Below are 13,941 nucleotides of genomic sequence, written 5' to 3' on the forward strand. Positions count from 1 at the left end.
GCTGCATTCTGCTCTGAATCGGAATTGCCGAATTTGGAGCCAGACGTGACCACTTCTGAACCTGATCGCGTCGTTTCAGTCGGCGAGCAATGCTCGGCTACCAGATGTGAACCGTCGGTAATCCTTGAATGTGCCGCTACCGGAGACGTAGCGCTAACCGCCACGCTGCATGAGAAGATCGGCACGTGTGTTCGAACCAAAGGCCCGTCGGGTTCATGGTACAAAGCCAACTAACCTGTGCGGAAAAATAATGAAAAAGTGACAACTGGGAGGAACCTTATGTCATTACCTGAACCATTTACGGATCTAGAGATAGAAACGGCGGATGCCGGTTTCTATGAGAACTACAGCGTCCCGATTGCGCTGATCAGCAAGGGCATCATGGTTGCCCTTGTGCTGTGGGCGCTTGTGTTCCCGGCCAATGCCAACAGCACGCTTGGCAGTTGGAATGGCAAGCTGCTGGAGATTTTCAACAGCTTCTACGTTGTCATCGTTGGCCTGTTTGCCATCTTCCTGGTGATTGTGGCGATCCTGCCGTCGACAGGGAAGCGGGTTATGGGGACACCTGGTGAAAAGCCCGAGTTCTCGAACTTCTCGTGGTTCTCGATGATGTTTGGTGCCGGTCTGGGTGTCGGCCTGATGGTCTTTGCGACCGCTGAACCGCTGGGCCTGTGGGGATCAAACCCCGAGGTCGTGTCCGGTGCAGTTGCCGGCAATGATCCCGAATCCGTTCAGTCGGCCTATCGGTACACCTTCCTGCACTATGGCTTCCACGCTTGGGCAATCTATGTGGTGACCGGCCTGTCGCTGGCCTATTACGCATATACCCGTGACATGCCTCTGACCATCCGTGCGGCTCTGACCCCGCTGTTCGGTCGTTTGATGAACGGATTCCTTGGCCATGTGGTCGACGTTCTGGGCGTTGTTGCAACGATCCTGGGTGTGTCCGTGACCATCGGTTTTGGCGTCAGCCAGTTCATCGACGGTCTCTATGCCATCACCGGCATGGAATGGATCATGGACTTTGGCGGAGATGTTCCGACGCCAAGCAAAGTTGGTCTGATTGCTGGTCTGGTCGTTATCATGGGCTTGTCCATCATTTCGGCGGTGTCGGGTGTTGGCCGGGGTGTTAAATACCTGTCGAACCTGAACCTTGTCCTGTCGATCATCCTGCTGGGCACGTTTGTGATCTTCGGGTCCTTTGTCTTTGCTATGACCACCTATGGTACAGCCCTGGTTGATTACCTTCTGAACTTCCTCTCGCTGAGCTTTGGTGCCTATGGCCCGCTGTCAGCCGAGGCCTTTGCGGCGGCTCTGCCTGCCGAAGCGCAGGCACATGCGGATGCCCTGATGGGTGGCGCAACCAACGCCTGGGGCAGCTTTGATGGCTTCAAGAGCGGTCTGGAGGGCGCAGCAGCTGAACTGGACGAGGCCACGCTGGCCGCGGCATATGCCGCTGGTGAGCAGGGCCGTCAATTCGGCTGGCAGGCCGGTTGGACCACGTTCTACTGGGCCTGGTGGATTGCGTTCTCGCCGTTTGTGGGCCTGTTCCTGGCGCGTATCTCCAAAGGTCGCTCCGTGCGTGAGTTCATTCTGGGCTGCGTGCTTGCACCGGCACTGGTGTGCTTCGCCTGGATGACTGTACTGGGTGGCACCGCGATTGATCTGGAACTGGCCGGTGCCGCAGAAGGCGCGATCATTGGTGCCTCGAACACAAACAAGCTGTTCGTGACCCTGTCCTACATGATCGACGGAGGGCTGCTGTCCATGCTGAACGTCATGTGCGTGATCCTGATCATGACCTTCCTGGTGACCTCAGCTGACTCGGGCATTCTGGTGATGAACACCATCATGTCCGGCGGCAGCCAGGAGACCGGCATCAAGCACCGCATCATCTGGGGGGTGATCCTGACGGCTGTGATCGGCGCGCTGATCCTTGCTGCAGGGGAAAACAACCCGATGGATGCGTTGCGCAACGCGATGATCATCGGTGCATTGCCATTTACCATGGTGATGGCCCTGATGATGGTCTCGCTGACCAAAGCGCTTTACCGCGACGGACAGCGTGACAAGCATGCTGACGCAAGCACACAGGCTGCCGAGTAATCAAACTATAGCGTTACGAACCTTGCGCCGCCCCCTTTGATCCGGGGGCGGCGTTTTCGTGCAGCGGTGGATTAAGTTCAGACCAGTGGTTCGTGCCAGACGTCAGACAGGCAGCATGTTTGCAGAAGCAGCACAAATGCTACTGCACTCACATGGTATTGCCAGATCGGTGGTGATGCCTGGGTCATAATCCGCCTCTTCGCAGCAATCAGAGACGAGCATTACCCGTTGCACGAGCTAGACTTGCGGCATTGTCAGTGCTGTCTCGAAGAACTGGTACGAATTGATCTCGTACAGTTTGGACGAAAAATTGCTATCGGAATTGGAGTCGGCACCTAAAGAACGGTGCTTTCGCTTATGTCTATCCGGCGATTCAAACCTCGGTCAGGTGCTTTCTGACAGTTGGATCAATCCTATTACTTTGGATTGGGTAAATGCCACAAGCTGCGATCGCCTCGCGCGCAGTTATGCGTTCGTGCAGACGTTTCCAGATTGTTTTGGCTGCGTATGGATGGGGGTATGGGCGCCAAGCAACGCCCATGGTCATCCCTCGCAAATACTTCAGTTGCTGGCGATGCGCCGAGTACAAGATTGTATTGGAAACGCTGCCTTCGCGCGCGAGCTCGTGTTCGGTCACGAATATCCTGTTCCCGCGCATAGTTACAAAGCCAGCGTAGCGCGAAATCTGATGCATGCTCTTGTCTGGAGACGTGGCAATTTCACGGGACCGGATTGTGATTAGCCCTTCAACTTCCTGAATGCGGATCAATGAACAGAAGATTTTTCCTTCCCAAGATGGCGTGCAGAAATAGGAATGATAAAAACCTATATAGCGCCTCAGGTTCTTCTGTTGCCCCCGGAAGGGTTCCAAAAATGCATCTGTGGGCGTTTTCCCAACTTGTGGCAGGACGCCTCTTAGCATTCGTTCGAAGCTTGCAGTTTCCTCGAAAAGCTGTGCTTCGGTCAGGTCGAAATGACGTGCAATGCGGCGCATGTTATGGGCAGAGGGCAGGCTGGAGCCATTCAAATAGCGATTGAATTGCTGTCTATTGACGCCGATTTCGCGGCAAATCTGCGAAATGTTTCCATGCTCTGCGCACAACGATCGTAAGTTGGCAGAAAAATACTCGGACACAAGAAAAACCTTTCGCGTTTTGACGCTATATCACTGCAAACTGCGTCAACTCGCATAAGATTGCACAATTTGATTTATCTGCAAATCGGTTTCTTCTTCAGCATCAGATCGTAACAGACAAGCTTTAGATGCCAATCGAAACAATCGAAAACACATGGATCACACTCGCCGATGGGCGACGGCTTGCGGCGCGCCTCTGGTTGCCCGAGACAGGCCCCACACCGGCCATTCTGGAATATCTGCCATATCGCAAACGTGACGGTACCGCGCCCAGAGACGAAACAACACACACGGTTTTTGCAAAGGCGGGCTATGCCTGTATTCGGGTCGACATAGCTGGCACCGGGGACAGCGAAGGGCAATTCGACGACGAGTACTCGGAACAGGAACTGCATGATGGTGAGCAAGTCATAGCCTGGATTGCCGCGCAGGATTGGTGTGACGGCAATGTCGGGATGATTGGGATATCTTGGGGCGGGTTTAATGGTCTGCAGCTGGCCTTCAGGCAACCACCTGCACTGAAAGCCATCGTCAGTGTCGCTTCGACTGTGGATCGATATGCCGATGACATCCATTTCATGGGTGGGTGCCTGCTGAGTGACAACATGAATTGGGGCAGTCAGATGTTTGCCTATCTGACGCGCCCAGCTGATCCAGAGCTTCGAGCAGATTGGCGACAGGACTGGCTTGCCCGACTGCAAAACGTCCCATTCTCTTCTGCAGATTGGCTGCGACATCAGACGCGCGACCCATATTGGAAGCACGGCTCAGTTTGCGAGGATTGGACCGCGATCCAAACCCCTGTCTTGGCGATTACAGGCTGGGCAGATGCTTACGTCAATGCGCCTCCGGCTTTGGCAGCCAACCTGACGGCGCCAACCAAAGCTATCATTGGGCCGTGGGAACACCGCTATCCGCACATCTCAAAGCTTGATCCCGCAGATTTTCATTCCGAAGTCGTCGGATGGTTTGACCGCTGGCTGAAGGGACAACAAAACGGCGCCGAGGACTTGCCTGCCTATCGGACATACATGCAGGAACACTTCAATCCGACTGCGCAAAACGGTCCTCGGAAAGGTCGTTGGATTGCAGAGACGGCATGGCCGTCACCTCATGTCTCAGAACGGGTCTGGCATCTGGTTCCTGGTGGGTTTTCGCGGGACCCGGTGGTTGGCACGGTCGTTGTCACGTCGCCCAACCATGTTGGTGGGGAAGGCGGATATTTCTGTGCGGGCATGCGTATCGACAATGAACTTGCAGGGGATCAGTCCGGTGATGATGCCTTATCGGTCTGTTTTGACAGCTCGCCGCTGCAAGCACCGCTCGAGCTGCTGGGTCGGGCAAAGCTAAAGTTCCAGTTTTCAGTGGATCAGCCTGTTGCCCAGCTTGTCGCGCGGCTGTGTGATGTTTCACCCGAAGGTGTGTCACAGCGGATCAGCTATCGTCCGTTGAACCTGTGTCACTCCCACAGTCATGAGACGCCGCAGGCCCTGCAACCAGGTGAGCTCTACGAGGCTGAAATCACGCTGAACGAATGTGCGCACCATTTGCGCGAGGGCCACGTTTTGCGACTGGCGTTGTCGACGTCTTATTGGCCGATTGTCTGGCCAGCACCTCAATCGGCCACGGTAACTTTACACTTGCTGGATTGTGCTCTTCATCTGCCGGTGCGCGAAGTTGCGCATGAAATTCAAGCCTCTGAACCCGGCCCGGCGCAGGCGTATCCGGTTCTGGCAGCTGAGCAGTTGCGTTTACCTTCAGCGCAATCAGAACGCACGGTGACGGAAAGCGGATGCGTGGTTCTGGAGACGTTTGATGACTATGGTAAAACGCGCGATCCCTACCACGATCTGATTGTTGGTAGCGACGTACGCATGCTTTACCGCATTCACCCCGATGATCCGAAAATCGCGTATTTCGAGACCGCTTGGAGTTTTTCGTTCGAGCGCGAAGAATGGCAGGTCGCCATCACGACCGAGTGCCGCATGAGCTGTGACACCGAGAATTTCTATCTCTACCGCAAACTACGCGCCGCTGAAGGCGCAAATGAAATCGAAGTCCTAACAAGGGAATGGTCCGAAACCGTTCCACGCGGACTTCTCTGACTTAATCTAAGGGAGGATACTATGAAGATCGAATGGACAAAGGCCAATGTTGGTCGCCGGAGGTTTCTGAAAGGTGCAACTGCGCTAGGGGCCGCTACAGCGCTTCCGATGGGGTGGGCGAACCGCGCGTTTGCAGCAGACGACGGTGTTCTGCGGGTGCGGGCTTATGGTGATGCACAGAACATGGATCCAGCACATTCCGTTGGTGTCGTTGAAGAAGAAGTGCATGCCTCCATCTACAACAAGCTGATCCAATACAAGCCGGGCGAGGAATGGGGTTGGCAAATGGATGCGGCAACTATGATCGAGCAGGTTGACCCGACCCATATCAAGTTTGCATTGCGTGACGATATTGGATTCACTAACGGATTTGGCGCGATGACTGCTGAAGACGTCAAATTCAGCATGGAACGGATCGTGGACGACGCGACCGACAGTCCGAATAAGCCCGACCTAGGGCCATTCAGCCATGTTGAAGTGACAGGAGACCGTGAAGGGACAATCGTTCTGAACAGCCCGTTTGCCCCGATCTGGTCGATTGCCCTGCCGTATATTACTGGCAACATCGTCTCCAAGGCAGCGGTCGAAGCCGCCGGTGGCCGGATCGGTGCTGATCCGGTTGCGGAATCCGGCCCGTATCTGCGAGACAGTTGGTCGCCCAAAGAAAAGACCGTTCTAAAGCGCAACCCTGACTGGAAAGGGGATGCCCCCGCTTGGGATACCGTCGAGATCTATCCGATCGATGATGAAAACACGGCCGAGATTGCGTTCGAGGCAGGCGAGTTGGACGTAACTCGCGTGTCGCTGGGCTCAGTTGAGCGGTATCGCGCCGGGGTTCCCAATGGTGGGTCGCTGGTTGAGAAACCCTCGCTTTACTATGTCTGGATGGGAATGAACGTCGAGCATCCAAAGCTGCAAAATCAAAAACTGCGGCAGGCAATTCAGCACGCAGTGGATGTTCCGAGCATCCTGGAGGCAGCATATTTTGGAGCTGCTGAACCGGCTACCGGCATCATCGCACCGGGCCTTGCTGGCCATCGGCCATCTTCGCTTGTACCACCTGAGGCGAACTTCGAGAAAGCCGCGCAGTTGCTCGCGGAATCCGGTGAAACCAATGTCACGCTAACCCTCGATACGTTGAACAAGACGACCTTTACAACAACTGCACAGATTATTCAGGCGACGCTGGCGCAGATCGGAATCACGGTTGAGGTTAACGTTCTGGAATCCGGGGCATTCTGGGCGTCTGGTGACAATGAGAACCTACAGCTTGTTCTGAACCGTTTCTCGATGACGCCTGATCCGTATTATGCGACGTCGTGGTTCACACCAGAACAGATCGGGAAATGGAACTGGGAACGGTTTAACAGCCCGGAATTTAACGAAATCCATGAATCTGCGGCTGCTGAAACGGACATCGCAAAGCGAGCTGAAATGTATCAGCGTGCGCAGGATCTGATGGAAGAAAGCGGTGCTTATCGCTTTATCACTCACGAGGCGACACCGGTTATTCACAGCGCACGCGTCATTCCAGCGCTGCGGCCAGATGGCCTGTCCCTGCTTCGCTATTTTGGCAAGGCGACCTGATCTCCCCAGGTCGACCAGGTGCGGCGGGTGCATAACGCTCGCCGTGCCAACACCAACGCCATCAAGCCAAAAGGAGCCAGTTGGCCATGCTGAAATTCGCAACCCGTCGGTTCGGGCTGTCGCTGCTTATCCTGTTCGTGGCGGTCACCGTCATGTTCCTGATGATCCGCGCCGTGCCAGGCGACCCGGTCCAAATCATGCTCGGTCCACGCGCCACGCCCGAGCTTCAGGCCCAACTCACAGTAGCGTTGGGGCTGGACCAGCCAATCTGGAAACAGCTTTTGATTTTTTACGGAAACCTCTTGCAGGGAGACTTGGGAACCGATGTCTTTTCGGGTCGTTCCGTGACTGACATCGTGTTCCAGCAACTACCATTCACATTGGAACTGATTTTCGCGTCGATCCTGTGGTCAGCTACGCTGGGCATCGCACTCGGCGCCTATGCGGCTGCGCATCCCAATACGTTGATCGACCGGGTTGCCGCCGCAATATCTGTCAGTTTTGTGGCCGCTCCGGCCTTTGTTGTCGCGCTCTTGGCTCTTTTGGTTTTTGCGGTGCATCTACAGTGGTTTCCCGCCATTGGGGCGGGCGAAGGGTTCTGGGACCGTCTCGACCATCTGGTCCTTCCCGCCTTTGCCATTGGCCTCAGCTGGGTTGGTTATATTGCCCGATTGGTACGCGCCTCGATGCTGGAGGTTATGGGTGAAAGCCATGTCCGCACGGCCCGAGCCTTTGGTATCGCCGAACGTCGCGTGGTCATGGTGTACGCGCTGCGGATCGCCATTTTGCCCGTGGTTACCGTGATCGGTGTTGGGATGGGTTTTCTTCTCAGCTCGGCGGTTTTCGCTGAAATCGTCTTTGCCCGACCTGGTTTGGGCAAACTGGTCATCGACAGCATTACGACCCGAAACTACCCGATTGTGATGGGCTCTGTCCTAGTATCAACAGCTTTGTTCGTGGTGTCGACCGCATTGGCCGATCTGATCAATGCGCTGCTTGATCCACGCGCGCGCGCGGCTCATTGAGGAGGCAGGCACATGGAAAAATCTCGTTCCGAAATGGGCCAGATCATCGTCGGCGTTGCGCGCGACCCGCTTGGTCTCATGGGCTTAATCATCGTCGGTGTCATCGTTTTCTGCGCAATCTTTGCGTATTGGATCGTACCCTATGATCCGATTGCGATGGATATCAAATCCCGCTTGCAGGGACCGTCCACAGCACACCTGCTGGGCACAGATCAGTTAGGGCGCGATACGTTTTCGCGGGTCATAGCTGGGGGCCAAGTTGCGCTCAAGGTGGCATTGCCCGCCGTGTTCGGAGCAATGGCGATTGGCCTGACACTGGGCATGATTGCAGGGTATGGGCCGAAATGGCTCGATAATCTTCTAATGCTTTTCTTCGATACCATCCGTTCCTTTCCGACAGTGATCTTCGCGCTGGCTGTTGTGGCCCTGATCGGGCCTAGTCTGCAGACGGTCGTGTTTGTCGTCATGGCGACCTCGATCCCAACCTATGGGCGTGTCGCGCGGACCCAAACGCTGACATTGCGCAATTCCGAATTCATCTTGGCCGAACGGTCGATGGGGGCCAGCATGGCGCGCATTCTGGGTGTGCATATGCTGCCCAACATCATTGGCGTTCTGGCTGTGTTGGCGGCAATGGATATCCCTACAGTCATCGCGCTTGAGGCCGGCCTGTCCTTCCTGGGTCTGGGCGTTAAGCCTCCGACCCCGAGTTGGGGTGCTTTGCTTAAGGATGGCTATTCCCTGATCCGCCAAACTCCTTGGTTGGTTGTTGGCGGAGGCCTGCCGATCATTCTGGCAACGCTTGGCTTCACGTTTCTGGGTGAAAGCCTGCGCGATGTAGTTGACCCGAAACTGAGGAAACAGCGATGACCGAGACACTTCTGGAAATCGACCAGCTTTGCGTCGATTACGAAACAGGCCGTGGCGACCTCAGGGCATTGAGGGACATCACATTCAACGTCAACAAAGGCGAAATCGTTGGCATCGTGGGAGAGTCCGGTTGTGGTAAATCCACATTGATCTCATCCATTCTGCGTTTGACCGCGCCCAATACCCGGTTCCGTGAAGGAGAAATTAGGTTCAAGGGGAAGGATTTGCTGCAAGCTTCTGATCGGCACATGCGGGACCTGCGCGGGGCGGATATATCCATCGTCTTTCAGGATCCGATGCAAACGCACAACCCGGTTCTGACTATCGGTCAGCAGATGCTGGATATTCAGCACCGATCCAGACAGTCCAAGGCTGACAAGTTGGCGCACGCGGCCAAAATGTTGGGCGCTGTTGGCATTCCTGACCCTGAGGCGCGTCTGGCGCAATATCCGCATGAATTCTCTGGCGGGATGCGTCAACGGATCGCCATCGCGATGGCGTTGATGTCCGAACCTGATCTTTTGATTGCGGATGAGCCGACAACTGCACTGGATGCGACACTGGAGGTGCAGATCATTGAGCGCCTGCAAGAGCTGCAGCGCGAGTTTCACTGTGCCATCCTGTTCATCTCGCACCATTTGGGCGTGATCGCAGAACTCTGCGACCGGGTTGTTGTGATGTATGCTGGCGCAGTTGTTGAAAGCGGGGACGTGCGGGAGATTTTTCACAATCCTAAACACCCTTACACACGCCGACTGATCGAATGCGACCCCGGTCACATCAAAGAGCGAGCCCGTGTATTGCCAACCATTCCCGGTGAAGTGCCCGACTTGGCCAACCTGCCGGGGGGCTGCATTTTCAGGGATCGTTGTGATCAGGCCATGGCGCGCTGCGCCACCGAAGTGCCGCCACTGGATCAGTTGAAAGAAGGCCATCACGCTGCGTGCTGGCTGAACCATCAGGAGGTCGCATCATGAGCTTGCTGAACGTTGTGGACCTCAATACCAGCTATGGCCCGGTCAATGTACTGGCGGGTGTCAGCTTTACCGTAGAACCCGGAGAGACTTACGCGCTGGTTGGTGAAAGTGGGTCTGGTAAAACCACGGTCATTCGCGCCATTGCCGGGCTAGCACCTGCGCAAGATGGCTCGGTCACCTTCGAAGGTCAGGAAATTCGGGGTGCACCCGAAAGTGTTATGCGCCCGTTGCGCAAAGACATGGCGATGATGTTTCAAGACCCGGTTGGAAGCCTGTCGCCGCGTCTGACCATCCGCAGTCTGATTACCGAGCCTTACCGCATTCAAGGCATGAAAGACCGTGACATGGACGCCGAAGCCAAGCGCCTGTTGGAAATGGTCAACTTGCCCACGCATTTCGCGGACCGCTATCCTTATCAGCTATCTGGTGGCCAAGCTCGGCGTGTGGGTGTGGCACGTGCACTGGCACTGGAACCCAAATTGATCCTTGCGGATGAGCCCACTGCAGGTCTCGATGTGTCGGTTCAGGGCGAGCTGCTGAACCTGCTCAACGACCTGCGCGAAAGGCTGGGGCTTGCGATGGTGATTATCACGCATAACCTTAGCGTCGTACGCCATGTGGCTGACAGAATGGGCATCATGTATTTGGGCCGATTGGTTGAAGAAGGTACAACCGAGGCCATCTTTAACGAGCCGCGCCATCCCTATACCCGCTGCCTGCTGAGTGCCAACCCAGAGCCGGACCCGGATGCGCGGTTGGAACGGATCGCTCTTAAAGGTGAGCCCCCCAGTTTGCTCAAACGCCCGTCCGGTTGTGAGTTCCGCGAGCGTTGTCCCTTTGCCAAGGATATCTGCACCCAGACTCCGGAATGGGAAGTAAATGGCGGCCACGGGCTGCGTTGTCTGGCCCCGCTGTCGTAGTAGGAAACCCAATGCCAAGCACACTATATTTTAACGGCACAATCCTGACTATGGATGCACAGAACTCCTCTCCAGAGGCTGTTCTGACCGAGGGCAAAAGAATTCAGGCCGTCGGTGCTGAAGCAGATCTGCGCGCACGCATGCCGGCTGACTCACATGAGTATAACCTACAAGGTCGTACACTGATGCCGGCGTTTATCGACCCGCACGGGCATTTCCCGGATCCAGGGTTCATACGGCTGTTCCGTGTCGACTTATCGTCGCCCCCTTTAGGGGACTGCAAGCACATGGCGCAGGCGTTGAACAGGATTCGGGAAAAGGCTGGCGAGACGCCCGAGGGTGAGTGGGTCATGGGCGTGTTGTTTGATAATACTGCCATTCGCGAAGGCCGCATGCCTACGCGGGCTGAGCTGGACGATGTATCACAGCGTCATCCAATCTGGGTTATTCATGCGTCGGGGCACTGTGGCGTGGCCAATTCTGTTGCCCTTCAGAGGCGCGGGTTAACCTGTCAAACACCTGATCCAGAAGGCGGCCGCTTTGGCCGTGATCCTGAAACCGGAGCCCTGACGGGATTGATCGAAGGATTATCGGCCATGGGCGAGATGGGCGATACTGATTTCCTGATCGACCGCGAAAGGTTCTGGCAAGGCTTTGAGGCCTGTCGTGACGAATACCTATCCTATGGTGTGACCTATGCCCAAAACGCCTGGGCGTCGCAAACCATGTTGGAACACTTTGCCAGCCAGCCCGCGGATCTGGATCCGGGAATAGACATTGAGCTCTTACCCGTCGGAAGTCTGGAACCCGAATTGTCCGAGCATTGGATAGGTACGAACTGGCCCGGCAACCCGCATTTCACACTGGGTCCGCGCAAATTGTTCACGGACGGGGCTTTTCAGTTGCAGACCGCGTTTTTGTCTACCCCGTATTTCAAGCCATCCGATCCCTGTCACCCTTGTGGGATGGTTTACACCTCACAAGAACAGCTAGATGCCGACGTCAGAAAACTCCATAGCAAGGGCTTGCAAATGCATTGCCACTGCAATGGTGATGCCGGTGCCGAGATGTTCATAGATGCGGTGGAAAAGGCGCTTATTGCGCATCCCCGCCCAGATCATCGCCACACCATTATCCACGGTCAGGCTCTGCGGGATGATCAGTTGGAGCGTATGGTCCAGCTTGGACTTACCGTCAGCTTTTTTCCGGCTCATATACATTTTTGGGGTGATCGCCACTACGATACGTTCTTGGGGCCGCAGCGCTCCGAGCGGATATCCCCTGCGGCGTCTGCTGAACGGTTTGGCTTGCGATATACAATCCATAATGATGCCTCGGTCACCCCGACGCGTCCGATTCATCTGGCCCACTGTGCGGTAAATCGAAAATCCGTTTCTGGCCGCGTGCTCGGTGAAGATCAGAAGATCAGCGTTCTGTCAGCCTTGCGCGCTCAGACCATCGACGCTGCTTGGCAAGTCTTCAAGGACGAGCAGCGCGGTTCTGTCGAACCGGGCAAAGTTGCTGACTTTGTTGTCCTTTCGCGTAATCCACTGCACGATCCGGACCGCCTGACAGATACGCGGGTGCTTGAAACGATCCGCAATGGCCAAAGTGTTTTTGCTGCACCCCATGCCGAACAAGAAATCGAGCACACATGATGGCGACCAAGCGTATTGCGATCGCGGGTTTTCAGCATGAAACTAATTGCTTTGGTGTGACGCAGGCCGGTCTGCACGAGTTTGAGATGGCCGATTCCTGGCCCAGCATGTTGCACGGTGCGCAGGTGATATCGGAAACGTTTGGCATGAACCTACCTATCGCCGGTTTTGCGAAGGCTGCAGCGGCAGCAGGATTTGAAATCGCACCAACCCTGTGGTGTTCTGCCGAGCCGTCTGCACATGTAACCGATCACGCATTCGAAACAATTTGCGAGATGTTGTTGGATCGAATCCGGGATGTGGGTGACATTGATGGCGTTTATCTCGATCTCCATGGGGCAATGGTCACCGAAAGCCTCGCTGACGGTGAGGGAGAGCTTCTGCGTCGTGTACGTGAAGTTGTGGGCTTCGAAGTGCCAGTGGTCGCAAGTTTGGACCTTCACGCCAACATCTCGGCTGAGATGGTCGACAATGCAGACTATTTGTCTGTTTTTAGAACCTATCCCCACTTGGATATGGCGGAAACGGGTGCACGATGCGTTCCTGTCCTGCAGCGGTTGCTAGCCGGCGAAACGCTCTACAAGGCTTTCCAACCGGTGCCTTACCTCATCCCTCTGCATGCGCAACATACGGGCTCCAAGCCATTCAGCGAGATCTATCAGTTGCCCGAAAGATTTGAGCAGCAGGAAATTCTGGCAGAAATCGCCCTCGGCTTCACCGCTGCGGACTTCTCAGACACAGGCCCATCATGCCTTGCCTACGCGGCCACAGCCCAGAAAGCTGCTGCTGCCGCGGAAGAAGTCGTGCATTTGTTTGTATCTCGCGAAGCCGATCTTGATTGTTCGATGTTGTCTCTGGAGGAAACCGTTTCGATATGTCGCGAGAGGCGGGGAAAACCCATTGTTGTCGCAGATGTCCAGGACAACGCTGGTGCGGGCGGGACATCAGATACTACAGGCTTGCTGGCAGCACTGATTGAGGGCGGGACAAAGAGTGTCTTAATGGGTCTGTTCCATGACCCTGAAAGTGCAAAACAGGCCCATGAGGCCGGAGAAGGTGCACGGATAAAACTTGCGGTCGGTGCAAAGTCCAACTTGGCTGGGCACGTTCCAGTCAAAGCAGAGTTTGAAGTTCTGGCTTTGGGTGATGGCCTTTGTCGCTATACCGGAAAAATGTATGGCGGTGGGGTAGCTACGCTGGGCGAGACAGCTGCCCTACGTTTGGTTGGGCACGAGGCAAGTATTGACCTTGTTGTCACAAGTATACGGAACCAATGTCTTGATCGCGCGCATTTTACTCATATCGGATTAGACCCAACGAACTACGCGGTTATCTGTGTAAAAAGCACCGTACATTTCCGAGCGGACTTCGAACCTATTGCAGGAGATATCTGTTCCGTTTCTTCGCCAGGTGCCTTTCTCTGCAACCTGGAAGAAATCCCCTACACTTGTATCTCCAGAAGGCTGGTTAACACTCGCTGCGCTACCGTTGCCTCAACTGGCACAGGCTAGCGAATTCCGCTGATCTTGCGGGTCCATTATCATCTGTGAAGCGCGCC

10 protein-coding genes are annotated in these 13,941 nt (G+C 55.4%); 9 read left to right on the forward strand and 1 reads right to left on the reverse strand.

Annotated features, from left to right (window positions below; genetic code table 11):
- Positions 1–279: 279 nt before the first annotated feature.
- On the forward strand, positions 280–2,106 hold the full coding sequence (locus FN806_RS08535; RefSeq protein WP_142636086.1) for a BCCT family transporter: 1,827 nt from the start codon (positions 280–282) through the stop codon (positions 2,104–2,106).
- Between the two features lie 373 nt (positions 2,107–2,479).
- Here FN806_RS08535 and FN806_RS08540 read toward each other — a convergent pair whose 3' ends face one another.
- Complete coding sequence (locus FN806_RS08540; protein WP_142636088.1) at positions 2,480–3,241, reverse strand: helix-turn-helix transcriptional regulator; 762 nt, start codon at positions 3,239–3,241, stop codon at positions 2,480–2,482.
- Positions 3,242–3,369: 128 nt separating this feature from the next.
- Here FN806_RS08540 and FN806_RS08545 point away from each other — a divergent pair, with 128 nt between their 5' ends.
- The 8 genes from FN806_RS08545 to FN806_RS08580 all read left to right on the forward strand — a co-directional run bounded on the left by FN806_RS08545 (position 3,370) and on the right by FN806_RS08580 (position 13,894).
- Positions 3,370–5,346, forward strand: coding sequence for a CocE/NonD family hydrolase (locus FN806_RS08545; protein ID WP_142636089.1), 1,977 nt, complete (start codon positions 3,370–3,372; stop codon positions 5,344–5,346).
- Between the two features lie 21 nt (positions 5,347–5,367).
- Positions 5,368–6,933: an ABC transporter substrate-binding protein gene (locus FN806_RS08550; RefSeq protein ID WP_142636091.1), complete on the forward strand. Its 1,566-nt coding sequence runs from the start codon at positions 5,368–5,370 to the stop codon at positions 6,931–6,933.
- 86 nt (positions 6,934–7,019) lie between these two features.
- Positions 7,020–7,958 (forward strand): ABC transporter permease, encoded by a 939-nt coding sequence (locus tag FN806_RS08555; RefSeq protein WP_142636093.1) that lies wholly within the window; start codon positions 7,020–7,022, stop codon positions 7,956–7,958.
- A gap of 12 nt (positions 7,959–7,970) precedes the next feature.
- Entirely contained in the window at positions 7,971–8,828 is an 858-nt protein-coding gene (locus FN806_RS08560; protein ID WP_142636095.1) for an ABC transporter permease, read from the forward strand.
- Positions 8,825–9,805, forward strand: a complete 981-nt coding sequence (locus FN806_RS08565; protein WP_142636097.1) for an ABC transporter ATP-binding protein — start codon at positions 8,825–8,827, stop codon at positions 9,803–9,805. Before FN806_RS08560 ends, FN806_RS08565 begins: the two co-directional genes overlap by 4 nt.
- Positions 9,802–10,725 carry an oligopeptide/dipeptide ABC transporter ATP-binding protein gene (locus tag FN806_RS08570; RefSeq protein WP_142636099.1) on the forward strand — a complete coding sequence of 308 codons (924 nt, stop codon included), beginning with the start codon at positions 9,802–9,804 and terminating at the stop codon, positions 10,723–10,725. Before FN806_RS08565 ends, FN806_RS08570 begins: the two co-directional genes overlap by 4 nt.
- 11 nt (positions 10,726–10,736) lie before the next feature.
- Positions 10,737–12,383 (forward strand): amidohydrolase, encoded by a 1,647-nt coding sequence (locus FN806_RS08575; RefSeq protein WP_142636101.1) that lies wholly within the window; start codon positions 10,737–10,739, stop codon positions 12,381–12,383.
- A complete protein-coding gene (locus FN806_RS08580) occupies positions 12,380–13,894 on the forward strand; it encodes a M81 family metallopeptidase (protein WP_142636104.1) in 1,515 nt (504 codons plus the stop codon). Before FN806_RS08575 ends, FN806_RS08580 begins: the two co-directional genes overlap by 4 nt.
- The last annotated feature ends 47 nt before the right edge of the window (positions 13,895–13,941 follow it).

It is taken from the genome of Ruegeria faecimaris, from assembly GCF_900182615.1.
GTDB lineage: Bacteria > Pseudomonadota > Alphaproteobacteria > Rhodobacterales > Rhodobacteraceae > Ruegeria > Ruegeria faecimaris.